At 67.2% G+C, this 22,374-nt stretch carries 20 protein-coding genes; 11 read left to right on the top strand and 9 right to left on the bottom strand.

Annotation, left to right across the window (positions count from 1 at the left end; genetic code table 11):
* From AC1DOP_RS06300 to AC1DOP_RS06275, 6 genes are read right to left on the bottom strand one after another with little or no spacing between them, the layout of a single operon-like run.
* Positions 1–873, bottom strand: a complete 873-nt coding sequence (locus AC1DOP_RS06300) for a branched-chain amino acid ABC transporter permease (RefSeq protein ID WP_477250471.1) — start codon at positions 871–873, stop codon at positions 1–3.
* Complete coding sequence (locus AC1DOP_RS06295; RefSeq protein ID WP_477250469.1) at positions 873–2,048, bottom strand: ABC transporter substrate-binding protein; 1,176 nt, start codon at positions 2,046–2,048, stop codon at positions 873–875. Before AC1DOP_RS06295 ends, AC1DOP_RS06300 begins: the two co-directional genes overlap by 1 nt.
* Before the next feature lie 28 nt (positions 2,049–2,076).
* Positions 2,077–2,853 carry an alpha/beta fold hydrolase gene (locus tag AC1DOP_RS06290; RefSeq protein ID WP_477250467.1) on the bottom strand — a complete coding sequence of 259 codons (777 nt, stop codon included), beginning with the start codon at positions 2,851–2,853 and terminating at the stop codon, positions 2,077–2,079.
* A 7-nt stretch (positions 2,854–2,860) separates the two neighbouring features.
* Positions 2,861–4,420: a benzoate-CoA ligase family protein gene (locus tag AC1DOP_RS06285; protein ID WP_477250465.1), complete on the bottom strand. Its 1,560-nt coding sequence runs from the start codon at positions 4,418–4,420 to the stop codon at positions 2,861–2,863.
* 54 nt (positions 4,421–4,474) lie between these two features.
* Entirely contained in the window at positions 4,475–6,049 is a 1,575-nt protein-coding gene (locus AC1DOP_RS06280) for a 3,4-dehydroadipyl-CoA semialdehyde dehydrogenase (RefSeq protein ID WP_477250463.1), read from the bottom strand.
* 9 nt (positions 6,050–6,058) lie between these two features.
* On the bottom strand, positions 6,059–6,538 hold the full coding sequence (locus AC1DOP_RS06275; protein WP_477250461.1) for a DUF4863 family protein: 480 nt from the start codon (positions 6,536–6,538) through the stop codon (positions 6,059–6,061).
* A gap of 196 nt (positions 6,539–6,734) precedes the next feature.
* On the opposite strand from AC1DOP_RS06275, the gene AC1DOP_RS06270 reads away from it, so the two are divergent.
* The 7 genes from AC1DOP_RS06270 (at position 6,735) to AC1DOP_RS06240 (ending at position 14,899) form a co-directional block, all read left to right on the top strand.
* The gene (locus AC1DOP_RS06270; RefSeq protein WP_477250459.1) at positions 6,735–7,637 is read left to right on the top strand and encodes a helix-turn-helix transcriptional regulator; all 903 of its coding nucleotides are present in this window, start codon (positions 6,735–6,737) and stop codon (positions 7,635–7,637) included.
* A gap of 152 nt (positions 7,638–7,789) precedes the next feature.
* Positions 7,790–9,448: a 2,3-epoxybenzoyl-CoA dihydrolase gene (gene boxC, locus AC1DOP_RS06265; protein ID WP_477250457.1), complete on the top strand. Its 1,659-nt coding sequence runs from the start codon at positions 7,790–7,792 to the stop codon at positions 9,446–9,448.
* A 31-nt stretch (positions 9,449–9,479) separates the two neighbouring features.
* Positions 9,480–10,907 carry a benzoyl-CoA 2,3-epoxidase subunit BoxB gene (gene boxB / locus AC1DOP_RS06260; RefSeq protein ID WP_477250455.1) on the top strand — a complete coding sequence of 476 codons (1,428 nt, stop codon included), beginning with the start codon at positions 9,480–9,482 and terminating at the stop codon, positions 10,905–10,907.
* An 18-nt stretch (positions 10,908–10,925) separates the two neighbouring features.
* The gene (gene boxA / locus AC1DOP_RS06255; RefSeq protein WP_477250453.1) at positions 10,926–12,164 is read left to right on the top strand and encodes a benzoyl-CoA 2,3-epoxidase subunit BoxA; all 1,239 of its coding nucleotides are present in this window, start codon (positions 10,926–10,928) and stop codon (positions 12,162–12,164) included.
* Entirely contained in the window at positions 12,148–13,659 is a 1,512-nt protein-coding gene (locus AC1DOP_RS06250) for a 3-hydroxyacyl-CoA dehydrogenase (protein WP_477250451.1), read from the top strand. The genes boxA and AC1DOP_RS06250 overlap by 17 nt, the downstream gene beginning before the upstream one ends.
* Complete coding sequence (locus AC1DOP_RS06245) at positions 13,656–14,459, top strand: enoyl-CoA hydratase/isomerase family protein (protein WP_441933772.1); 804 nt, start codon at positions 13,656–13,658, stop codon at positions 14,457–14,459. Before AC1DOP_RS06250 ends, AC1DOP_RS06245 begins: the two co-directional genes overlap by 4 nt.
* Positions 14,456–14,899, top strand: a complete 444-nt coding sequence (locus tag AC1DOP_RS06240) for a MaoC family dehydratase (protein ID WP_441933770.1) — start codon at positions 14,456–14,458, stop codon at positions 14,897–14,899. Before AC1DOP_RS06245 ends, AC1DOP_RS06240 begins: the two co-directional genes overlap by 4 nt.
* Here AC1DOP_RS06240 and AC1DOP_RS06235 read toward each other — a convergent pair.
* From AC1DOP_RS06235 to AC1DOP_RS06225, 3 genes are all read right to left on the bottom strand, one after another.
* Positions 14,883–16,424 carry a hybrid sensor histidine kinase/response regulator gene (locus AC1DOP_RS06235; protein WP_441933768.1) on the bottom strand — a complete coding sequence of 514 codons (1,542 nt, stop codon included), beginning with the start codon at positions 16,422–16,424 and terminating at the stop codon, positions 14,883–14,885. The genes AC1DOP_RS06240 and AC1DOP_RS06235 overlap by 17 nt on opposite strands.
* Before the next feature lie 4 nt (positions 16,425–16,428).
* Positions 16,429–17,235, bottom strand: a complete 807-nt coding sequence (locus tag AC1DOP_RS06230) for an alpha/beta fold hydrolase (RefSeq protein WP_441933766.1) — start codon at positions 17,233–17,235, stop codon at positions 16,429–16,431.
* A gap of 110 nt (positions 17,236–17,345) precedes the next feature.
* Positions 17,346–18,269: a LysR family transcriptional regulator gene (locus tag AC1DOP_RS06225; RefSeq protein WP_441933764.1), complete on the bottom strand. Its 924-nt coding sequence runs from the start codon at positions 18,267–18,269 to the stop codon at positions 17,346–17,348.
* Between the two features lie 108 nt (positions 18,270–18,377).
* On the opposite strand from AC1DOP_RS06225, the gene AC1DOP_RS06220 reads away from it, so the two are divergent.
* The 4 genes from AC1DOP_RS06220 to AC1DOP_RS06205 are packed head-to-tail and all read left to right on the top strand — an operon-like array spanning position 18,378 to position 22,373.
* Positions 18,378–19,343, top strand: a complete 966-nt coding sequence (locus AC1DOP_RS06220) for a 2Fe-2S iron-sulfur cluster-binding protein (RefSeq protein ID WP_441933762.1) — start codon at positions 18,378–18,380, stop codon at positions 19,341–19,343.
* Positions 19,344–19,358: 15 nt separating this feature from the next.
* The gene (gtdA, locus tag AC1DOP_RS06215) at positions 19,359–20,405 is read left to right on the top strand and encodes a gentisate 1,2-dioxygenase (RefSeq protein ID WP_441933760.1); all 1,047 of its coding nucleotides are present in this window, start codon (positions 19,359–19,361) and stop codon (positions 20,403–20,405) included.
* A gap of 19 nt (positions 20,406–20,424) precedes the next feature.
* Complete coding sequence (locus AC1DOP_RS06210) at positions 20,425–21,123, top strand: fumarylacetoacetate hydrolase family protein (protein ID WP_441933758.1); 699 nt, start codon at positions 20,425–20,427, stop codon at positions 21,121–21,123.
* A 14-nt stretch (positions 21,124–21,137) separates the two neighbouring features.
* On the top strand, positions 21,138–22,373 hold the full coding sequence (locus AC1DOP_RS06205; protein ID WP_441933756.1) for an aromatic ring-hydroxylating dioxygenase subunit alpha: 1,236 nt from the start codon (positions 21,138–21,140) through the stop codon (positions 22,371–22,373).
* The last annotated feature ends 1 nt before the right edge of the window (position 22,374 follow it).

Raw genomic sequence — 22,374 nt, 5'->3', positions numbered from 1 at the left:
TCAAAATCCTTTGTTTCTCAGGCCCTGGGGGCGCCAGATCAGGATGACCGCCATCAGCACATAGACGCCGATGCCCGACAGTTGCGCGAAGAAGACCTTGCCGAAGGTGTCGACGAAGCCGACCAGCAGCGCCGCCAGCAGGGCGCCGGAAATCGAGCCGATGCCGCCGATGACCACCACCACGAAGCACATGATCAGCACGCCGCCGCCCATGCCCGGATAGACCGAGGCGGCGGGCGCCGCGATCATGCCGGCCAGGGCGGCCAGCGCCACGCCGCCGGCGAACACCGCGCGGTACAGCAGGCGGATATTGATCCCGAGGCCGCGGGTCATGTCGCGGTTGCTGGCGCCGGCGCGCACCATCATGCCCAGGCGCGTGCGGTTGACCACCCAGTACAGCGCGAAGGCGACCGCCAGGCAGGCCGCCGAGGCGAACAGGTTATAGGCCGGATACGTCATCATGCCGCCCAGCGAGACGCCGCCGGCCAGCCAGGATGGCGCCTGCACCCCGTGCACCTCGTTGCCGACCAGGATGCTGCGCAGCTCTTCGAACACCAGGATGAGCGCATAGGTCATCAGCACCTGCTGCAGGTGGTCGCGCCCGTACAGGAAGCTGAAGAAGACCCATTCGAGCACGAAGCCGAAGGCGGCCGCCATCAGCATGCCCGCCACCAGCATGGTGATGAAATGGTCGCCGAACATCGGCGCCAGCAGGTAGGCCAGGTAGGCCCCGATCATGTAGAAGCTGCCATGGGCGAGATTGATCACGCCCATGATGCCGAAGATCAGGGTCAGCCCGCTCGCGACCAGGAACAGCAGCAAGCCGTACTGGATCGCGTTCAGGCACTGGACCAGGAAGGTCGGGAAATCCATCAGAACGGACGGCAGCCGCGCGCCGGATCGGCCAGCGCCTTGATGGCCACGCCCTTGACCACGTTGTCGCCGCCGACCACCTGGCGCAGGTAGATGTCCTGGACCGGGTTGTTGGCCGCCGACAGCGTGAACTTGCCGCGCGGGCTGTCGATCGTGGCGGTGTGCATGGCCTTCAGCAGGGCATCGCGCTTGCCGTCGATGTCGCCGCCGACGCTCTTCAGGCCCGTCGCCAGCAGCTGGGCGGCGTCGTAGCCCTGCACAGCGTAGACGTCGGCGTCGAGGTTATAGGCCTTGGTGAAGGCGGCGCGGAAGGCGTTGTCGCGCGGCGTGTTCAGCTTGTCCGCATAGTGCAGGGTCGTGTACAGGCCCTGGGCGGCGGCGCCCTGGGCTTCGAGGGTGCCGTCGGTCAGGAAGCCGGCGCCGTACAGCGGAATGGTCTTGTTCAGGCCCGCGGCCACGTAGTCCTTGACGAATTTCACGGCACCGCCGCCGGCGAAGAACACATAGACGGCGTCCGGCTTGTCGGCGGCGATCTGGGTCAGCAGGGCCTGGAACTCGACGTTCGGGAAGGGCAGGGTCAGGTTACCGGTTACCTTGCCGCCGCCTTTTTCGAAGGCTTCGGTGAAGCCCTTCACGGATTCCTGGCCCGCCGCATAGTTCCAGGTGACCGTCACGACCTTCTTGTGCCCGCGCTCGGCCGCCACCTTGCCCATCGCGAAAGCCGGCTGCCAGTTGCTGAACGAGGTGCGGAAGATGTTCGGACCGCACATCGGCCCGGTGATCACGTCGGCGCCGGCGTTCGGCACGATCAGGATGGTCTTGCTTTCCTTGGCCGCCTTGGCCATCGTCGCCGCCACGCCCGAGTGCACGGTGCCGACCAGCACGTCGACCTTGTCGCGCTTGATCAGCTTGTTGACGTTGTCGCTGGCCTTGGCCGGATCCGACTCGTCGTCGACCTTGAAGTACTGGACTTCGCGGCCTCCCAGCTTGCCGCCCTGTTCGGCGACGTGCAGCTTGAATCCGTTCTCGATCATGGTGCCGAGATTGGCGTAGGTGCCGGTGGCCGGCAGCATGAAGCCGACCTTGATCGGGGCATTGTTCTGGGCGCCGGCAAGACCGGCGGCGAACAGGGCGACCGCGGCGGCGGTGGTGCGCAGAGTGGCTGGAAGGTGCATGAAGTGTCTCCTGGTTGTTATGGGGCGATCAGGCGGTGCCGATCATGAACCGGGTGGCTTCGTCGATGAGCTTCCCGGGTTGGTCACGATGAGGCGAGTGACCGCAATCCGGCAGCACGAGCAGGCGCGTCTGCGGCGCCAGTCTCGCGATGCCGTGGATCTGTTCCAGCGTGCCGTATTCGTCGTCCTCGCCCTGGACCGCAAGGATGGGCGCGTCGATGGCAGCCAGGTGTTCGCGGATGTCCCAGGCGCGGAAGGCCGGGTCCAGCCAGATGTCGTTCCAGCCCCAGAAGGCCGAGTCGATGTCGTCGTGGTAGCGCGCCAGGCGCTCGCGCAGGCCGCCCTGCAGGTAGGCCGCGCGGGCCTCGGCGATGGATGCCACCGACAGCTCCTCGACCATGATGTGGGGCGCGGCCACCACCAGGCCGCTGACCGGGAAGCGCGCCGCATGCAGCAGGGCGATCGAGCCGCCGTCGCTGTGGCCGAACAGCCATGGGCGCTCGATGCCCAGTTCGGCCAGCAGCGCGGGCAATACCTGCCAGGCCTGGCGGTGCATGAAGTCGACAGTCCAGCGCTCCTCGTGCGGGCGCGGCGTCGAGCGGCCGTAGCCCTTGCGCGAGTACACCAGGCCGCGCAGGCCGCAGGCAGCACAGAAGCGCTCCGGAAAATCCTTCCACAGCGCGATCGAGCCAAGGCCCTCGTGCAGGAACACGACCGTCGGGTGCGCCGATTCGGCCGCGCCGACCCACTGGTATTCGAGGCTCAGCGGGATGCCGTCCAGGTCCAGCCTGGCGAAAGCGGACATGGCAGCCTCAGACCGCGCTGCGCAGGCGGTAGCGCTGGATCTTGCCGGTCGCCGTCTTCGGCAGGTCGGCCACGAACACCAGCTCGCGCGGATACTTGTGCGGCGCCAGCCGTCCCTTGACGAAGGCCTTCAGCTCGTCGGCCAGCAGATCGTCGGGCTGGCGGTCCTTGCCCAGCACGACGTAGGCGGCGGTCTTGGTCAGGCCGTCGGCATCCTGCTTGCCGACCACGGCGCACTCGAGCACCGCCGGGTGGGCCGTGAGCGCGGCCTCGACCTCGATCGGCGACACGTACTGGCCGCTGACCTTCAGCATGTCGTCGCTGCGGCCCGCATACACCAGGCGGCCGTCGGACTCCATGATGTACTTGTCGCCGCTCTTGAGCCATTCGCCCTGGAAGGTGGCGCGGCTCTTTTCGCGGTTCGACCAGTAGAGCAGGGCGGCGCTGGGGCCGCGCACGTACAGGTCGCCGATCTCGCCCGACGCCACCGGGCGGTCGTCGTCGCCGCGCAGCTCGACCTCGTAGCCGGGCACCGGGAATCCGGAGCTGCCGTAGCGGACGTCGCCGGCGCGGTTCGAGACGAAGATGTGCAGCATCTCGGTCGATCCCAGGCCATCCAGGATGTCGCAGCCGAAGTGGTCGCGGAAAGCCTGGCCGACTTCGCGCGGCAGCGCCTCGCCGGCCGAGGTGCAGACCCGCAGCGCCACCTGTTCGCGCGGCGGCGGGTCGGCCGAAGCCAGCATCGCCACGTACAGGGTCGGCACGCCGCCGAAGATGGTCGCGCGGTGACGGGTCAGGCGCGCGAACACGGCCTGCGGGGTCGGGCGCTCCGCCATCAGCACCACGGTGGCGCCGACGCTGAGCGGGAAGGTCAGGGCGTTGCCGAGGCCATAGGCGAAGAACAGCTTGGCGGCGGAAAAGACGATGTCCTCGCTGTTGATGCCGAGGATGGGCTTGGCGTACAGCTCCGCGGTCCAGAACAGGTTGGCGTGCGAATGCACCGCGCCTTTCGGGCGGCCGGTCGAGCCGGACGAGTACAGCCAGAAGGCGAAGTCGTCGGCGCAGGTGTCGGCGTGGGCGTCGGCGGCCAGCGGGGCAATGTCGAGCAGGGCGTCCATGTGCGGCAGGGAGGCGTCGACGACGTCGCCGGCGGCGATCAGTTCGGGCTTGCCGCGGGCCGCGGCGAGGGCTTCGCGCACGCAGGGCAGCAGGGCCGCGCTGGCGACGATGGCCTTGGCGCGGCTGTGGTCGATCATATAGGCATAGTCGGCGGCCGGCAGCAGGGTGTTGACCGGCACCGGGATCACGCCGGCGAACATGGCGCCCAGCAGCGCCACCGGCAGGTCCACCGTGTCCTGCATCACCAGCAGCACGCGCTGCTCCGGCTGGATGCCGCGCGCCAGCAGGCTTGCTGCGAAGCTGCGCACGCGGCGGTCGAGTTCGCCGTAACTGAGGCTGCCGCGGTCGTCGATGAAGGCGGTCTTTTCGGCGCGGTCGGCGTTGAGGGCCAGGATGTGCCGTGCGAAGTTGAACTGCTGCGGCAAGGTGATGCTGTGATGGTCCATCATGTCTCCTTTGCCGGGATCGCGCCGTCCACGCGTCCCGTTTTATATATGCGCCGCCTAGTCCAGACGAAGCTGGACCGCCTCGCGCGTCGTCAAGGCCAGGGCCGAGGGCGAACCCTGCACGGCGCTGCGGCGGTGGTAGAAGGCCAGGCCGCGCAGGCCGCCCAGTTCCTCGCCGCCGCCGGCCCGGCCGGGACCGCCGTGGATCGAGGCCGGCATCACGTTGCCGTGGCCGGTCTGGGTCTTGCCCACGTCCGGCGTCACCAGGTGCACCCGGCCGTGGGAAGCCGCCAGCAGCGGCGCGGCCGCGGCCAGCCAGGATTCGTCCTCGCCGAACACGGAGGTCACCAGCGAACCCAGGCCGCGGTGGCTGAGCGCCAGCGCATGCGCGGCGTCGCGGTAGCCCAGCAGGGTCGAGACCGGGCCGAAGACTTCGTGTTCGTGCACCAGGCGCGCGGCATCGCCGTCCGGCAGGCCGAGCAGGGTCGGCGCCACGCAGGCGGCCACCGCCGGGTCGGCGTCGACCAGGACTCGATTGCGGCCGTCGTGCAGAACCCGCGCCTCGCCGGCGAGGGTGGCGATCCCGTTCCGGACGCTGTCGAACTGTTCGCGGCTGACCAGGGAGCCCATCCTTACTTCGGGATTGCGCGGATTGCCCACGCTGACCTGGGCCAGGCGCGCGCCCACCGCCTCGGCCACGGCGTCGAACAGGCGGGCCGGCACCAGCGCGCGGCGGATCGCGGTGCAGCGCTGGCCGCTCTTGGTCGTCATCTCGCGCACCAGTTCCTTGACGTAGAGTTCGAAGGCGGGCGAGCCTGGCTGGGCGCTCTCGGCCAGGATGGAGGAATTCAGGCTGTCGGCCTCGATGTTCAGGCGTATCGAGTGGCGCACCACGCCGGCGTGGGAACGGATCAAGGCGGCGGTGTCGGCGGAGCCCGTGAAGGACAGCACGTCGAAGGCTTCGAGGGCGTCCAGCAGGCCGCTTGATGAACCGCACACGATCGACAGCGCGCCCGGCGGCAGCACGCCGGCCTCGATCACGTCCGCCACCATGCGCTGGGTCAGCCAGGCGGTGACGGTGGCCGGCTTGATCACCACCGGCACGCCGGACAGCAAGGCCGGCGCCGCCTTTTCCCACAAGCCCCAGGCCGGGAAATTGAAGGCATTGATGAACAGGGCCAGGCCGCGCACGGGCGCCAGGATGTGCTGGGACTGGAAGGAGCCGTCGCTGGCGAGGGCGGCGGCCGAGCCGTCGAGCAGCAGGCGGGCATCGCCCAGCGAGGTGCCCAGCTTGGCGTAGTAGTTCAGGGTGAAGGCCGCGCCTTCGATGTCGACCGCCGAATCGGCCTGGGTGGTGCCGGAATTGGCCTGGGCGATCGCATAATACTCGTCGCGGTTCGCCTGCAGCACCTTGAGCACCTCGCCCAGCATGGCGGCGCGCTGGCCGTAGCTCATCGCCTGCAGCGCCGCGCGTCCGCTGTCGCGGGCGAAGGCGAAGCCCTGTTCGAGTCCTTCGGCGCGGCCGCCGGTGGCGGCCAGCGCTTCGCCGGTGACCGGATCGCGGAGCAGGTGGACGGCGTCGGCCGCATCCTGGCGTACGCCGCCCAGGTAGTTGTGCAGGAAGATCGTCATATCGTCTTTTTAAGCAGTGGCAGTGGCGGGCGTGAATTCGATCGCGCCCTGCGGCAGCAGGTAAAGGACGAGGGCGCGGCCTTGCGTGACCGTCGGCGCGTGCGCGCTGCCGGCTTCGTACACGCACCAGCCGGCGGGGCGGCCGTCGAAGCAGGCGTCCGGAGTGAGCGGCATGATCAGGTCGATCTCGCCGTTCGGATGCACGTGATGCGGGCCGGCGATGTCCTGCATGTCGACCACGTCGACGCTGAAGCCGTGGGTGGCCGGCGTCGCCTTCAGCACGCGGCCGTAGCGGATGCCGCCGCCTTCGCGCTTGCACAGCCAGCCTTCGCGCACGCCGGTCATGCAGGCGTCGGCGATCTTTTCATAGAGCTCGCTGCCGGCGCCGTGCTGGGCGTTGAGATGGGATTCGAGTGCGGAACCGAGCGGGATACCGTCGATTTCCTCGGTCACCCGGGTGATCAATTGCTGGAAAGCGGAAACGTCCATTCAAAACCCCTGAGCTGATATGGCGAATCAAGCGGGAAAGATCGGAGATATAGTGCGTTCGAAAAGAGTGTAGGTGTATTATGTTGCATGAGTCAAGCCTTGTTTGAGGTATATTTCATGTGCCGTCTTGCCGCATGCAGTGGTGAGATAATTGGCGGATAGTCCCGAAGGGGCAGTACTTTTGATGGAATTCAGAATGACAGCACCGCAGCTCAGCACAGACGGTTTATCCCAAGAAGAAAAAGACCCATTCCTGATCGCGCTCGGCGAGCGGGTGCGCGCCCTGCGTTCGCGCCGCGGCCTCACGCGCAAGGCGCTGGCCCGGCTGGCCGACGTGTCCGAGCGCCACCTGGCGAACGTCGAGTCGGGCGTCGGCAATGCCTCGATCCAGTTCCTGCGCCAGATCACCTCCGTCCTCAATTGCACGCTGGCCGAAATGATCGGCGACGAGACCGCGACCTCGCCCGAATGGCTGATGATCCGCGAGATCCTGCGTGGCCGCACCGACGAGGAGCTGGCCAGGGCGCGCGCCGCGCTGGCCGGCCTGTTCGATGCTCCCACCAGCGAAACGGTGCGCCGGCAGCGGATCGCCCTGATCGGCCTGCGCGGGGCGGGCAAGTCCAGCCTGGGCCGCATGCTGGCCGACTACTGGATGGTGCCCTTCGTGGAACTGGGGCGCGAAGTCGAGGTGCTGGCCGGCTGCGGCATCGCCGAGATCCATGCGCTGTACGGCCCCAGCGCCTACCGCCGCTACGAGCGCCGGGCCCTCGAAGACATCATCCAGCGCCACCCGCGCGCCGTGATCGCCACCCCGGGCGGCATCGTGTCCGATCCGGCCACCTACAAGCTGCTGCTGTCGCACTGCTATACGGTGTGGGTGCAGGCGGCGCCGAAGGACCACATGGCGCGCGTGCTGGCCCAGGGCGACACCCGCCCGATGAGCGGCAACCGCGAAGCCATGGAGGACCTCAAAAGCATCCTCGAGAGCCGCGCCGCCTTCTATTCCAAGGCCGACTTCAGCTTCGACACCAGCGACATGACCCTCGAGACCGCCTACGTGGGCCTGCTGGAGCAGCTGCGCGACAACGTGGCGCTGTAGGGCGCTTCTCTTCTGAAAACGGGCGCCGGCACGATGCCGGCGCTTTTTTTTGCGCGGTCGGATGCAGGTTTTTTCTTGACGCCCCAATTGACATGCAATATAGTGCTTTAAACGGAAGATGAATGCACCATATTTCACCAGGGGACCATCTCATGAGCACCGCACCGCAGATCGATTATTCAACCTCGCCGGACCGTTACAAGCACTGGAGCCTGGCAGTCGATGGCGAGATCGCCACGCTGACCATGCTCATCGACGAGGACGGCGGCCTGAAGGAAGGCTATAAACTGAAGCTCAATTCTTATGACCTCGGGGTCGACATCGAATTGCACGACGCGGTGCAGCGGATCCGCTTCGAACACCCGACGGTGCGCACGGTGGTGGTGACGAGCGGCCGCGACCGCATCTTCTGCTCGGGCGCCAACATCTTCATGCTCGGCAAATCGAGCCACCCCTGGAAGGTCAACTTCTGCAAATTCACCAACGAGACCCGCAACGGCCTCGAAGACTCCAGCCGCCACGACGGCCTGAAGTTCGTGGCGGCCGTGAACGGCGCCTGCGCGGGCGGGGGCTACGAACTGGCGGCGGCATGCGACGAGATCATCCTGGTGGACGACCGCTCGTCCTCGGTGAGCCTGCCGGAAGTGCCGCTGCTCGGCGTGCTGCCCGGTACCGGCGGCCTGACCCGTCTGACCGACAAGCGCAAGGTGAGGCACGACCTGGCCGACATCTTCTGCACCACCTCGGAAGGCGTGCGCGGCCAGAAGGCCAAGGACTGGAAGCTGGTCGACGAAGTGGCCAAGCCGGCGCAGTTCGCCGACACCGTGCGCCGCCGCGCGCTGGCGCTGGCCGAGGGCAGCCTGCGTCCGGCCCAGGCCACCGGCGTCAAGCTGGTCCCGCTCGAGAAGACGGCCGGCCCGGACACGATCGACTACGCCTACGTGAGCATCAACATCGACCGCGCGGCCCGCAACGCCACCTTGACGGTACGCGCGCCCCAGGCCGCCCAGCCCCAGGATGCCGCCGGCATCGAGGCCGCGGGTGTCAACTGGTGGCCGCTGCGCATGGCGCGCGAACTCGACGACGCCATCCTGCACCTGCGCATCAATGAACTGGAGGTCGGCACCTGGATCCTCAAGACCGCCGGCGACGCCCGGACGATGCTGTCGATCGACGCCACCCTGGCCGCGCATGCCGGCCACTGGCTGGTGCGCGAGACGGTCGGCCTGATGCGCCGCACCTTCGCCCGCCTGGACGTGTCCTCGCGTTCCCTGTTCGCCTTCATCGAGGAAGGCTCCTGCTTTGCCGGCTCGCTGCTGGAGCTGGCGCTGGCGGCCGACCGCATCTACATGCTGGCGCTGCCGGACGATCCCGAACGCGCGCCGAAGATCGCCGTCAGCGAAATGAATTTCGGCCGCCTGCCGATGGTCACGGCGCAATCGCGCGTCGCCCGCCGTTTCTATGAAGATGCGGCCGCTATCGACGCCGTGCGCGCCACCGCCGGCCGCCTGCTGGATGCCGGCGAGGCCGCGGCACTCGGCCTGGTGACCTTCGACACCGACGATATCGACTGGCCGGACGAGACCCGCCTGGCGCTGGAAGAGCGCGCCAGCATGTCGCCGGATGCCCTGACCGGCATGGAAGCCAACCTGCGCTTCAACGGCCGCGAGACCATGGAGACCCGCGTGTTCGGGCGCCTGAGCGCGTGGCAGAACTGGATCTTCATCCGTCCCAACGCCGTCGGCGAGCTGGGCGCCCTCAAGGTCTACGGCACGGGCAACAAGGCCCAGTTCGATTTCAAGCGCGTCTGACGCAGTTCTCCACACTATCAAGGAAACCACCGTGAGCTCGATTAACTACAACGACAAGATCCCGAACAACGTCAACCTCTCCGAAGACAAGACGCTGCAGCGCGCGCTCGAACACTGGCAACCCAACTACCTGCAGTGGTGGAACGACATGGGCCCGGACGGCTCGACCAATATGGACGTCTACCTGCGCACCGCGGTCAGCACCACGCCGGACGGCTGGGCCCATTTCGGCCACGTCAAGATGCCGGACTACCGCTGGGGCATCTTCCTGGCCCAGGCCGAGAACGACCGCAAGATCAACTTCGGCGAAGAGAAGGGCCGCGCCGCCTGGCAGGACGTGCCGGGCGAGCACCGTGCCAACCTGCGCCGCATCATCGTCACCCAGGGCGACACCGAGCCGGCCTCGGTCGAGCAGCAGCGCCACCTGGGCCTGACCGCGCCCTCGCAGTACGACATGCGCAACCTGTTCCAGATTAACGTGGAAGAGGGCCGCCACCTGTGGGCCATGGTCTACCTGCTGCACAAGTACTTCGGCCGCGACGGCCGCGAGGAGGCCGAAGCCCTCCTGCAGCGCAACTCCGGCGACCAGGACAACCCGCGCATCCTCGAAGCCTTCAACGAGGAGACCCCGGACTGGCTGGCCTTCTACATGTTCACCTACTTCACCGACCGCGACGGCAAGTTCCAGCTGAACGCGCTGGCCGAATCGGGCTTCGATCCGCTGTCGCGCACCTGCCGCTTCATGCTGACGGAAGAGGCCCACCACATGTTCGTGGGTGAATCCGGGGTGGCCCGCGTGATCCAGCGCACCGTGGACCTGATGCGCCAGCACGGCGTGGAAGACCCGGAGCAGGTGCGCGCTCTGGGCGTGATCGACCTGCAGACCATCCAGCGCTACCTGAACTTCCACTTCAGCGTGACGGTCGACCTGTTCGGCGCCGACCAGTCCTCGAACGCCGCGACCTTCTACAGCTCGGGCCTGAAGGGCCGCTACGAAGAGACCAGGCGCGACGACGACCACCTGCTGAAGAACCGGCAGTACCGCATCCTCGAAGTGGCGAACGGCGCGCTGGCGGAACGCGAGGTCCCGATGCTGAATTCCCTCAACGAAGTGCTGCGCGACGACTTCATCCGCGATTCGATCGCCGGCATCGGCCGCTGGAACCGCATCATCGAGAAGGCCGGCCTGCCGTTCCGCCTGAGCGCGCCGAACAAGGCCTTCAACCGCCACATCGGCGGCTTCGCCGGCCACCGCATCTCGCCGGACGGGCGCGTGCTGTCGGACGTCGAATGGGCCGCCAACGAACGCAACTGGCTGCCGAGCGAGGAAGACCGTGCCTATGTGGCCTCGTTGATGGGCCGCGTGATCGAACCCGGCAAGATGGCCAACTGGATCGCGCCGCCGCCGGTCGGCATCAACAAGCAGCCGATCGACTTCGAGTACGTGCGTTTCAACTAAGTGAATCAAGCCGCCGCCATGAATGCTCCAGAACCGATCTTCCTGGTGCGCCAGCACCTGATCGACCCCGAAGTCTGCATTCGCTGCAATACCTGCGAAGAGACCTGTCCGATCGACGCCATCACCCACGACAGCCGCAACTACGTGGTCGATGCCGACATCTGCAACCATTGCGGCAACTGCGTCTCGCCATGCCCGACCGGCGCGATCGACCACTGGCATATGGTGCCGCGCGGCGCCGCTTATCCGCTGAGCGAGCAGCTCGGCTGGGACGAGCTGCCGCCGCAGCAGGAGCATGCCGAGGCCGTGATCGAGGAGACGGTCGCGTCGCCGGAAGCCGGCGGCGACACGGTGCAGACCAATGCGGCGCTGTCGGTGTCGTCGCCGATGCCGCCGTGGTCGGCAGCCCATCCCTACGCCCACCTGTACACGGCGAAGAACCCGGCGCAGGCGACGGTGGCCGGCAACTACCGGCTGACGGCGCCGGACGCGGCCAGCGACGTGCACCATATCGTGCTCGACTTCGGCACCGAGGCCTTCCCCATCCTCGAGGGCCAGTCGATCGGCATCATCCCGCCGGGCCTCGACGAGAACGGCAAGCCGCACTACATGCGCATGTATTCGGTGGCCAGCCCGCGCGGCGGCGAGCGTGACGGCTACAACAACCTGGCGCTGACGGTGAAGCGGGTGGTGGAAGACCACGCCGGCCAGCCGGTGCGCGGGGTCGCCTCCAATTACCTGTGCGACCTGCCGAAGGGCGCCACGGTGCAGGTGGCCGGTCCCTTCGGGGTGAACTACCTGATGCCGAACCATGCGGGTTCGAACGTGCTGATGATCTGCACCGGCACCGGCTCCGCGCCGATGCGGGCGATGACCGAGCACCGGCGCCGGATGGTTGCCGCCGGCAAGCCGCACGACGGCAAGCTGATGCTATTCTTCGGCGCCCGCAATCCGGCCGAACTGCCATATTTTGGCCCGCTCCTGAAACTGCCGGCCGACTTCATCGACATGCACCTGGCCTTCTCGCGCCTGCCGGACCAGCCGAAAGCCTATGTGCAGGACAAGATCCGCGCGGCTGGGTCCTCGGTGGCCGAACTGCTGGCCGGCGACACCTATCTCTACATCTGCGGCCTGAAAGGCATGGAGACCGGGGTGCTGGAAGCCCTGGGCGAAGTCTGCACGGCGGCCGGCATGGATTGGCCGGGCCTGCAGGCGCGCATGGTCAACGAAGGGCGTTTCCATGTCGAGACCTATTGAGGCAGGGCAGCCGGTTGGCGTGATCGGCGCCGGCACCATGGGCGCCGGCATCGCCCAGGTGGCGGCAAGCGCCGGCCACCCGGTGCGCCTGCTGGACCTGCGCGCCGGCGCGGCCGCCGAGGCGGTGGCGCGGATCGGCGCCTCTCTCGCAGGCCAGGTGGCGAAGGGCCGCATGGCCGAAGCCGAACGCACGATGCTACTGGCGCGCATCGTGCCGGTGGCCGGCAGCGCCGAGCTGGATGGGGCAGCGCTGGTGATCGAAGCGATCGCCGAAGACCTGGGCGCGAAACGGGCGCTGTTGCGCGAGCTGGAGCAGCGGGTCTCTCCCGATGCGATCCTGGCGTCGAACACGTCCTCGCTGTCGATCACCGCGCTCGCCAACGGCATGCGCCATCCCGGGCGGCTGGTCGGCATGCATTTCTTCAATCCGGTGCCGGCCATGAAGCTGGTGGAAGTCGTCTCCGGCGCGGAAACCGCCGCCGGCGTGGCCGCCAGCGTGTTCGAGACCGCCCGGCGCTGGGGCAAGACGCCGGTGCACGCGAAGTCCACGCCCGGCTTCATCGTCAACCGCATCGCGCGTCCCTACTATGCGGAAGCGCTGGCACTGCTGCAGGAGCATGCGGCGACGCCGGCCGAGATCGACCTGCTGGCGCGCGGCGCCGGCTTCCGGATGGGGCCCTGCGAGCTGATGGACCTGATCGGTCACGACATCAACTATGCGGTCACGCTGTCGGTGTTCGACGCGAACTACGGCGACCGGCGCTATCTGCCTTCGCTGGTGCAGAAGGCGCTGGTCGACGGCGGGAGGCTTGGACGCAAGAGCGGCAAGGGCTTCTACGATGGCGTGCCGGATCACGCCCCGCCCGCGCCTCGCGAGACCGTCGCGCTGGCGCAAGCGGTGGAGCTGGCGGGCCGGGGCGGGCAGGTCGGGAGCCTGGCGGCGCGGCTGGACCGGGCCGGCATCGCTTTCACGCGCACCCCGGACAGCGGCTGGAACGGCCTGCGCATCGGCGGCGTCGCCATGCACATTACCGACGGTCGCAGCGCCGCCCAGGTGGCGGCCGGGCGCGGCGAGCGGCACACCGGCGTGCTCGACTGGATGCCTGGAGAAGGCGAGGGCGCGCTGGCGCTGGCCTTCGCACCCGGCGTCGGGCCGGCGGCGCGCGCCGATGTCGCCCGCGTGCTGGGCGCCTGCGGCTGGCAGGCGATCGCCATGCGCGACGTGCCCGGCCTGCTGGTGGCGCGCACCGTCGCCATGCTGGTCAACGAGGGCGCGGACGCGGTCTGGCAGGGCGTCTGCGATGCCGCCTCCGCCGACCTGGCCATGAAGCTGGGCACCAACTACCCGGCCGGACCTTTCGAATGGCTGGAGCGCCTTGGCGTCGATCAGGTCGTGACCCTGCTCGACCATCTGTTCGAGGCCTATCGCAGCGAGCGTTACCGGGTGAGTCCCCTGCTGCGGCAGCGCTACTGGACGCAAAGGATTCCCGCATGAACCACGACATCGGCACCCACAACTTCCGCGTCACCCTCGACCCCGACGGCGTCGCCCACCTCGTTTTCGGTCCCGAAGGCGCGATGCCGGTCGTGGATGCGGCCGGCCACGCGGCCCTGGCCACGATCTGGGCCGAGCTCGATGCCGATCCCGCCGTGAAGGCCATCCTGGTGCGCAGCGAAGGCAAGGGCTTCTGCGCCGGCGGCGAGCTGGCGATGGTGGAAGAGATGCTGGCATCGGAAGCGGTGCGTGCGCGCGTGATGCACGAGGCGCGCGAGCTGGTGCGCGGCATGATCGCCTGCGGCAAGCCGATCGTCTCGGCGATCAACGGCGCGGCGGTCGGCGCCGGCCTGGCGGTGGCGCTGCTGGCCGATGTTTCGGTCGCCTCGCGCAAGGCCAGGCTGATCGACGGCCACACCAGGCTGGGCGTCGCCGCCGGCGACCACGCCGTGCTGATCTGGCCCCTGCTGTGCGGCCTGGCGAAGGCCAAGTACTACCTGCTGCTGTGCGAAACCCTGAGCGGCGAGGAAGCCGAGCGGATCGGCCTGGTCAGCCGCGCAACCGACCCGGAACTGGTCGACGAAGAAGCGCTCGCGATCGCGCGCAAGCTGGCGGCGGGCAGCCCGTCGGCGCTGGCCGGCACCAAGCGCGCGCTGAACGGCTGGCTGCACGCGGCCTGGCCGGCCTTCGAAGCTTCGCTGGCGGCGGAATTCATGGGCTTTGCCGGCGCCGACGCGCGCGAGGGCGTGGCCGCCATCAAGGAAAAGCGTGCGCCGCTGTTCGGCGGGGAGCCGGCATGAAGTTCGCCGAACTCGCCGCCGCCGGGCGCTTCGTTCTCGGCCCGGTCACGCTGGACAGCTGCGAGGTCGTGGACTTCGCGTCCAGCTTCGACGACCAGTGGTTTCATACCGACCCGGAGGCTGCGGCCCATGGTCCCTTCGGCGGCCTGATCGCCAGCGGCTGGCATACCTGCGGGCTGGCGATGCGTTTGGTGTCGCGCGAGCTGCTGGCCGGTTCCGAGTCCTTCGCTTCTCCCGGGCTGAACTATCTGCGCTGGCCGCATCCGGTGCGGCCTGGCGACCGGCTGATGCTGGAAGTGAATGTCATCGAGGCGCGGCGATCGGCTTCGCGGCCGCAGTTGGGGATCCTGCGCTGGCAGTGGGTGATGCGCAATGGCGATGGCGATGGCGATGTGGTGCTGGACCTGGAGGCCACCAGCATGTTCAAGCTTGACGATTGAGTAGCGGCTTGAGCAGCTCGAAGTCGATCGGCTTTGTCAGGTGATGGTCGAAACCGGCCTCGAAGGCCCGGTCGCGGTCTTTCTGCTGTCCCCAGCCGGTGGTGGCGATGAGCGTGCGCGATCTACCGCCCGGAAGTTGCCGCAAGCGCCGCGCCAGCTCATAGCCGGTCATGTCGGGCAGGCCGATGTCGAGCAGGGCCAGCACCGGATCGGCGGTGCCGACCAGGTCGAGGGCCTGCGCGCCCGAATGCGCGACCACGACTTCGCAGGCGAACAGCTCGAGTGCCATGGCCAGCGTCTCGGCGGCGTCCTGATTGTCGTCGACCACCATGACGCGCACCCGCGTGGGTAGCACATCGGCGGAAGGCGCCTCGTCCGGGCAGGCGACGCCGGCCGCCAGCGGCAGGGACACGATGAAGGTGCTGCCTTGATGGGGGCCGTCGCTCTCGGCGCGGATGCGCCCGCCGTGAAGCTCCACGATGCCGCGCACCAGGGCCAGGCCGATACCCAGGCCGCCCTTGGCCCTTTCCAGGGCCGGCTCGAGCTGCGAGAACATGTCGAACACGGTGTCGAGCGCCGGGGAGGGAATGCCGATGCCATTGTCGCGCACGCGTATCTCCGCCGTTTCGCCGGCGCAGCGCAGGTGCAGTTCGATATCGCCGCCGTCCGGCGTATACTTCGCTGCATTCGTCAACAGGTTCACGACCACCTGGGCGAGCCTGGTCGCATCGCCGTCGACCATGACCGGCCCCTCATCGACGAACAGACGCAGGGTGTGGCGCGCGGCCCGCATGGTCTCGTTCATGTCCTGCGCAGCACTGCGCACCAGCGCGGACACCTCGACCGGCGCGCGGCGAAGCTGCATACGGCCTTGCGTGATCCGCGAGATTTCCATCAGATCGTCGACGAGCCGCGTCAGATGGCGCAGCTGCCGGTCGAAGACCTGCAGCAGCCGGTCGTCGGCAGCCTGGCCGAACTTCAGCTTGAGCACATCGAGGGCGCTGCGCATCGGCGCCAGCGGATTGCGCAACTCATGCGACAGGGTCGCGAGGAATTCGTCCTTGCGGCGATCCGCCGCGGACAGTTGCACGTTCAACTTCTTCAATTCAGCTTCGGCGGCCTCGGCGGCCTTGCGCGCCAATAAAAGCTCGCGCTCATAGGCGCGCCGGTCGGATGCCTTGAACAAGGCCCAATGATCGACGATCCGGCCGCCGTCCTGCTGCCTCACGATGTTGAGCAGCATGGGCATACGCACCTGATTCCGATTGCGCAGGTCGACCTGTATCTCGGCAACCGAACCCTGCGCCTGCAGGATGGGTTGGCAATGCGTGTTGAAGAACAGGCGCGCCCCGACGGGTAACAGGTCCCGCATGCGGACTTTTCCGACCAGCTCGTCCCGCTCGTAGCCCAGCCATGCGCAGGCGGCGCCGTTCGCCTTCAGGATCAGTCCGTCTGCCGCCGTCACCAGCAATGCGCAGGCAGCGTGCTCGAACGAGGTTTCGCTGCCGGGAGACTGGTCGTCCACGCTGTCAGCGCAGGACGTGCGCGAGGAAGTTGTCAATCGCCCGCGAACTTTCGGTCGGGGCGCTCATGTGCGGACAATGGCCGACGTTGTCGATGATGTGCAGGGTGCTCGAAGGCAGGTTCCGGTGCAGGAACTCGCCCACCGAGCGTGGCGCCACCATGTCGTCGGTGCACTGCAGGATCAGGGCCGGCACGGTCGACAGGGGCACATCCTTGCGGTGATCGGACAGGAAGGTCACGCCGGCGAAATGCCTGGCGATCTCGGGGTCGTTGCGGCAGAAGCTGTTGGTCAGCTCTTCGCGCAGCTCCGGCCGATCGGGCACGCCCATGATCGCCGGCGCCAGGTTGCTCGACCAGCCGAGGAAGTTGGCTTCCATCGTTTCCAGGAGTTCGTCGATGTCCTCACGGCTGAACCCGCCCACGTAGTCGCCGTCGTCGATATAGCAAGGCGACGGTCCGACCATGACCTGGGCGCTGAATTTATGCGGCGCCTTGATCGTGGCGAGCAGCCCGATCATCGTGCTGACCGAATGGCCGACGAACACCACCGGGCCAGTGGCGAATTCGTCGATGATTTCGAGCAGGTCGTCGGCATAGCCGTGCAGGGTGCCGTACTTGTCGCGGCAGTAGGCCGCCAGATCGGAGCCCCCGCTGCCCACGAGGTCGAACGAGATAGTGCGGAAACGTTCGCCATAGGCGGGAGCGAGGAAACGCCACATGGTCTGGTCGCAGCCAAAACCGTGGGCGAACACCATGGTGGTCGAGCCGCTGCCAGAGATACGAACGTTGTTGCGTACCTGCACCGAGGACATTGTCTACTTTCCTTTCGTAAAATTAACAATTAGCATTGTACTCTTTTAATGCACCGCCACCCGTTCACGTGTCCAGGGAACGGTTATGCCAGTTGGCTCCCGCGACCAGGCTATACCAGCCCGACCCCTTGGTCGACCGACAACTCCGCAATCACCCCCCGCAACCACTGGTTCCCCGGCTCCTTGTGATACTTCGCATGCCAGAACAGGTTGACGTCGAAGTTGGGAAAGGGCACCGGATGCGGCAAATAGCGCAGCTTGAAAGGCGCCATTCCTTCGCGGACGTAACGCTCGGGCACGGTGGCGATCAGGTCGGTGTTCGACAGGATGTGGCCCAGTGCGACGAAGTGCGGCACGCTCAGCCGGACATTGCGTTTCACGCCGCGCTTCTCGATCACTTCGTCGACGATCGCGTGGCCGGTCCCGCCGGCCACCACGACGATGTGCTGGGCCTCTTCGAAGTCCTGCAGGGTCAGCGCTTCCTTGTCCAGCGCATGCCCCTCGCGGAAGATGCACACGTAACGCTGGCGGAACAGGTGGCGGGTGAAGAAGCCGGCCTTCAGCTGCGGCAGCAGGCCGATGGCAATGTCGACCCGGCCCGATTCCAGTTCGTCGCTCAGGTTGACGGCGGCGTTGCGCACGGTGCTGATGGTCACGCCGGGCGCGATCCCGGCCAGCTTGCGCATCAGGCGCGGCAGGAAGTGGATCTCGCCCAGATCCGTCATGGCGATCGTGAACTTGCGCACGCTGGCCATCGGGTCGAATTCCAGCTGGCGCTCCAGCGTGTCGCGGATCGTCGTCAGGGCGAAATCGATCGGCTCGGCCAGCTGCACCGCATACGGCGTCGGCTCCATGCCGCGCGCGGTCCGCAGGAATAGTTCGTCTCCCATCATCTTGCGCAGCCGGCTCAGCGCGTTGCTGACCGCCGGCTGGGTCAGGCCGAGGTTCTCGGCCACCGCCGACACCCGCCTTTCCTTGTAGAGCTGCTGGAAAACCACCAGCAGGTTGAGATCGACATCATGAAGATTGAGCATGCGATATTCACCAAATCTATTTTGCGCATTCACGGGATTTTGTATTTTTATTTTACTGGCATTCCTATAATCAAACCCAAGAACGAGATATAAGTTTTTGGAGACTGCATGAAGCTGCATATCAGGCCGCTCGACCAGACCATCGACGTCGCCCCGGGAACCAACCTGCTGGCGGCCCTGCGCGAGCACGGCGTACCGATTTCCTACAGCTGCACCGCCGGCCGTTGCGGCACCTGCCGCTGCAAGGTGATCGACGGCCGCATCGACGGCGCCAATGCCGATGGCGGGCAGACCGTCCTGGCCTGCACCAGCGTCGTCAACGGCGACTGCAGCATCGAGATTCCCGAGCCGGACGAGATCATCCTGCATCCGGCCAGGGTCCTGAAAGCGACCGTGACGGCGCTGGACCGCCTGACCCACGACATCGTGCGCCTGCGCCTGCGCGCTGCGAAGCCGCTCGAGTACTCGCCGGGCCAGTACGCGACCCTGCAGTTCACGCCCGAACACGTGCGCCCCTATTCGATGGCCGGCCTGCCGGGCGACGGCGAACTGGAATTCCACATCCGCCTGGTCAAGGACGGCATGGTGAGCGGTTACGTCGACCGCGAGCTGAAGCTCGGCGACGCCGTCCGCGTCAGCGGTCCGCTCGGCACCTCCTACCTGCGCAGGAAGCACGAAGGACCGATGCTGTGCGTGGCCGGCGGTACCGGCCTGGCGCCGGTGCTGGCCATCGTGCGCGGCGCCCTCGAAGCGGGCATGCGCAACGACATCCACGTGTATTTCGGCGTGCGCAGCGCCCGCGACGTCTACTGCACCGAGCTGCTGTCCGGCCTCGCCGAGCGCCATCGCAACCTGAAGGTGCACGTGGTGGTCACGGAAGGCCAGGCCGGCGCCGGCCGGCGCAGCGGCATCGTTACCGAGGCCGTGGCCCGCGACTGGACTTCGCTGTCCGGCTGGCGCGCCTACCTGTGCGGCGCGCCGCCGATGGTGGACGCGGCGACCCTGGTGGCGCGCGAACGCGGCATCGACACCGATCACATCTACGCCGACGCGTTCTACGCGAAAGCAGCCTGAATCCGAGGAGACCATATGGACATGCAAGCCAAGGCCGGCGTGAAGCAGGAACGCGCCGACTTCTACCGCCGCATCAGCGGCCATAACCTGACCCCCTTGTGGGAAGTGCTCGGCGCCCTGGTGCCGAAGTCGCCCAGGACCCCGGTGGCGCCTGCGCTGTGGCGCTATGCCGAGGTGCGCGAGCAGGTCATGGAAGCCGGCCGCCTGATCACGGCCGAAGAGGCGGAACGGCGCGTGCTGATCCTCGAGAATCCGGCGATGCGCGGCAATTCCTCGATCACGCAATCGCTGTACGCCGGCCTGCAGCTGATCATGCCGGGCGAAGTGGCGCCGGCCCACCGCCACACCCAGTCCGCCCTGCGCCTGGTGCTGGACGGCGAGGGCGCCTACACGGCGGTCGACGGCGAGCGCACCACCATGCGCCGCGGCGACTTCATCATCACCCCGTCCTGGACCTGGCACGACCATGGCAACCTGGGTACGGAGCCAGTGGTGTGGCTGGACGGCCTCGACATCCCGACCCTGCGCTTCTTCGACGCCGGCTTCGCCGAGCATGGCAGCGAGGCCACCCAGCAGACTTCGCGTCCGGAAGGCGATGCGCTGGCGCGCTACGGCCACAACATGCTGCCGGTGGACCTGAAGCAGGAAGCGGCCGATCCGACCAAGGTCTTCGTCTATCCCTTCTCCCAGACGAAGGAGGCGCTGGAAGGCATCGCCCGCACCGCGCCGGACCCCCACTTCGGCCACAAGCTTCGCTACGTGAACCCGGCCACCGGCGCATCGCCGATGCCGACCATCGGCGCCTTTGCCCAGCTGCTGCCGGCCGGCTTCGAGACCGCGCCCTACCGCAGCACCGACGCCACCGTCTACGTCTGCCTGGAAGGCGAGGCCAGCGCGCAGGTTGGCGACGAGACCTATACCTTCGGTCCGAACGACGTGTTCGTGGTGCCGTCCTGGCACACGCTGACATTGAAAGCCGGCGAACAGACCATCCTGTTCAGCTTCTCGGACCGACCGATGCAGCAGGCGATCGGCCTGTGGCGCGAAGAAAAAATGCAGTAACCCTCATCAGGAGAACCCCATGAAATACGCAGTAGCCCCGGCCCCCGTCTACACCCTGCCGATCGCCGGCAGCGACGAGCAGTTCCCGATCAACCGCATCTTCTGCGTCGGCCGCAACTACGCGGCGCATGCGCGCGAGATGGGCCGCGATCCGGACCGCGAACCGCCGTTCTTCTTCATGAAGCCGGCCAACGCCACCGTGGTTGCCGGCAGCGAGGAAGTGACGATTCCGTATCCGCCGAAGACCGCCAACTTCCACCACGAGATCGAGCTGGTGGTCGCCATCGCCAAGGGCGGCGCCAACATCCCGGTCGAGCGGGCACTGGAGCACGTCTACGGTTACGCGGTCGGCCTCGACATGACCCGCCGCGACGTCCAGCTGGAAGCGCGCGACAAGGGCCGTCCCTGGGAATTCGGCAAATCCTTCGCGCAGTCGGCGCCGATCGGCACCATCCACAAGGCCAGCGAAGTCGGCCACGTGCGCGAAGGCGAGATCGCGCTGACCGTGAACGGCGAATCGCGCCAGCGTTCGGACGTCTCCAAGCTGATCTGGTCGGTGGCGGAATCGATCGCCTACCTGTCGGAGTACGAAACCCTGGAGCCGGGCGACATCATCATGACCGGCACCCCGGAAGGCGTGAACGCGGTCAAGCCGGGCGACCTGATGGTCGGCAGCGTGGCCGGCCTGGGCGAGATCCGCGTGCGCGTGGCAGGCTGAAACAGGAGGCGGTCATGGCAGTGTGGGAGTCGAAGGAAAGCAGCAGCCGGATCCCGTTCGCGGTGTACACCGACGAGCAGCTCCACCAGCGCGAGCTGGAAAGGCTGTTCTACCGCGGCCACTGGTGCTACGTGGGACTCGAAGCCGAGATCCCCAAGGTGGGCGATTTCAAGCGCACCGTGATCGGCGAGCGTTCGGTGATCATGGTGCGTGGCGAGGACGGCGTCCACGTGGTCGAGAACGTGTGCGCCCACCGCGGCATGCAGTTCTGCCGCGAGCGCCACGGCAACAGGAAGGAGTTCGTCTGTCCTTACCACCAGTGGAACTACCGGCTGAACGGCGACCTGCAGGGCGTGCCCTTCCGCCGCGGCGTCAAGCAGGAAGGCAAGATCCAGGGCGGCATGCCCAAGGAATTCAAGCCCGAGGAACACGGCCTGACCCGGTTGAAGGTCGCCACCCGTGGCGGCGTGGTGTTCGCCTCCTTCGACCACGAGGTGGAATCGCTGGAAGACTTCCTCGGCCCCGAGATCACGCGCTACTTCGACCGCCTGTTCAACGGCCGCCAGCTGAAGATCCTCGGCTACAACCGCCAGCGCATCCCGGGCAACTGGAAGCTGATGCAGGAGAACATCAAGGACCCCTACCATCCGGGCCTGCTGCACACCTGGTTCGTCACCTACGGCCTGTGGCGCGCGGATAACAAGTCCCAGCTGGTGATGGACGAGCGCCACCGCCACGCGGCGATGATCTCGACCCGCGGCAGCGGCACCGGCAGCAAGGCCGATGTCACCTCCGGCATCACCAGCTTCAAGGAGAGCATGCAGATCGAGGACAAGCGCCTGCTCGACATCGTCCCCGAGGAATGGTGGGGAGGTCCGACGGCGGTGATGATGACGGTATTCCCGAGCGTGATCTTCCAGCAGCAGGTGAACAGCGTCTCCACCCGCCACATCCAGCCGGACGGCAAGGGCTCCTTCGACTTCGTCTGGACCCACTTCGGCTTCGAGGACGACAGCGAGGAGATGACCGAGCGCCGCCTGATCCAGGCCAACCTGTTCGGACCGGCCGGCTTCGTCTCGGCCGACGACGGTGAGGTCATCGAGCTGTCGCAGTACGGCTTCGAGCAGAAGCCCTTCCACCGCGCAGTGGCGGAACTCGGCGGCTACGGCGTCGAGAACACCGACCACATGGTCACCGAGACCCTGATCCGCGGGATGTACGAGTACTGGCGCACGGTGATGGAGGATTGAA

Source organism: Massilia sp. 01N410 (genome assembly GCF_056399665.1).
This window is presented reverse-complemented; position numbering and strand designations above follow the sequence as displayed.

What these genes read in the sequence shown, in the direction of transcription:
- AC1DOP_RS06300 (WP_477250471.1), bottom strand. Translation starts at nt 873, where the DNA reads ATGGATTTCCCGACCTTCCTGGTCCAGTGCCTGAACGCGATCCAGTAC.
- AC1DOP_RS06295 (WP_477250469.1), bottom strand. Translation starts at nt 2,048, where the DNA reads ATGCACCTTCCAGCCACTCTGCGCACCACCGCCGCCGCGGTCGCCCTG.
- AC1DOP_RS06290 (WP_477250467.1), bottom strand. Translation starts at nt 2,853, where the DNA reads ATGTCCGCTTTCGCCAGGCTGGACCTGGACGGCATCCCGCTGAGCCTC.
- AC1DOP_RS06285 (WP_477250465.1), bottom strand. Translation starts at nt 4,420, where the DNA reads ATGATGGACCATCACAGCATCACCTTGCCGCAGCAGTTCAACTTCGCA.
- AC1DOP_RS06280 (WP_477250463.1), bottom strand. Translation starts at nt 6,049, where the DNA reads ATGACGATCTTCCTGCACAACTACCTGGGCGGCGTACGCCAGGATGCG.
- AC1DOP_RS06275 (WP_477250461.1), bottom strand. Translation starts at nt 6,538, where the DNA reads ATGGACGTTTCCGCTTTCCAGCAATTGATCACCCGGGTGACCGAGGAA.
- AC1DOP_RS06270 (WP_477250459.1), top strand. Translation starts at nt 6,735, where the DNA reads ATGACAGCACCGCAGCTCAGCACAGACGGTTTATCCCAAGAAGAAAAA.
- boxC (WP_477250457.1), top strand. Translation starts at nt 7,790, where the DNA reads ATGAGCACCGCACCGCAGATCGATTATTCAACCTCGCCGGACCGTTAC.
- boxA (WP_477250453.1), top strand. Translation starts at nt 10,926, where the DNA reads ATGAATGCTCCAGAACCGATCTTCCTGGTGCGCCAGCACCTGATCGAC.
- AC1DOP_RS06250 (WP_477250451.1), top strand. Translation starts at nt 12,148, where the DNA reads ATGTCGAGACCTATTGAGGCAGGGCAGCCGGTTGGCGTGATCGGCGCC.
- AC1DOP_RS06245 (WP_441933772.1), top strand. Translation starts at nt 13,656, where the DNA reads ATGAACCACGACATCGGCACCCACAACTTCCGCGTCACCCTCGACCCC.
- AC1DOP_RS06240 (WP_441933770.1), top strand. Translation starts at nt 14,456, where the DNA reads ATGAAGTTCGCCGAACTCGCCGCCGCCGGGCGCTTCGTTCTCGGCCCG.
- AC1DOP_RS06230 (WP_441933766.1), bottom strand. Translation starts at nt 17,235, where the DNA reads ATGTCCTCGGTGCAGGTACGCAACAACGTTCGTATCTCTGGCAGCGGC.
- AC1DOP_RS06225 (WP_441933764.1), bottom strand. Translation starts at nt 18,269, where the DNA reads ATGCTCAATCTTCATGATGTCGATCTCAACCTGCTGGTGGTTTTCCAG.
- AC1DOP_RS06220 (WP_441933762.1), top strand. Translation starts at nt 18,378, where the DNA reads ATGAAGCTGCATATCAGGCCGCTCGACCAGACCATCGACGTCGCCCCG.
- gtdA (WP_441933760.1), top strand. Translation starts at nt 19,359, where the DNA reads ATGGACATGCAAGCCAAGGCCGGCGTGAAGCAGGAACGCGCCGACTTC.
- AC1DOP_RS06210 (WP_441933758.1), top strand. Translation starts at nt 20,425, where the DNA reads ATGAAATACGCAGTAGCCCCGGCCCCCGTCTACACCCTGCCGATCGCC.
- AC1DOP_RS06205 (WP_441933756.1), top strand. Translation starts at nt 21,138, where the DNA reads ATGGCAGTGTGGGAGTCGAAGGAAAGCAGCAGCCGGATCCCGTTCGCG.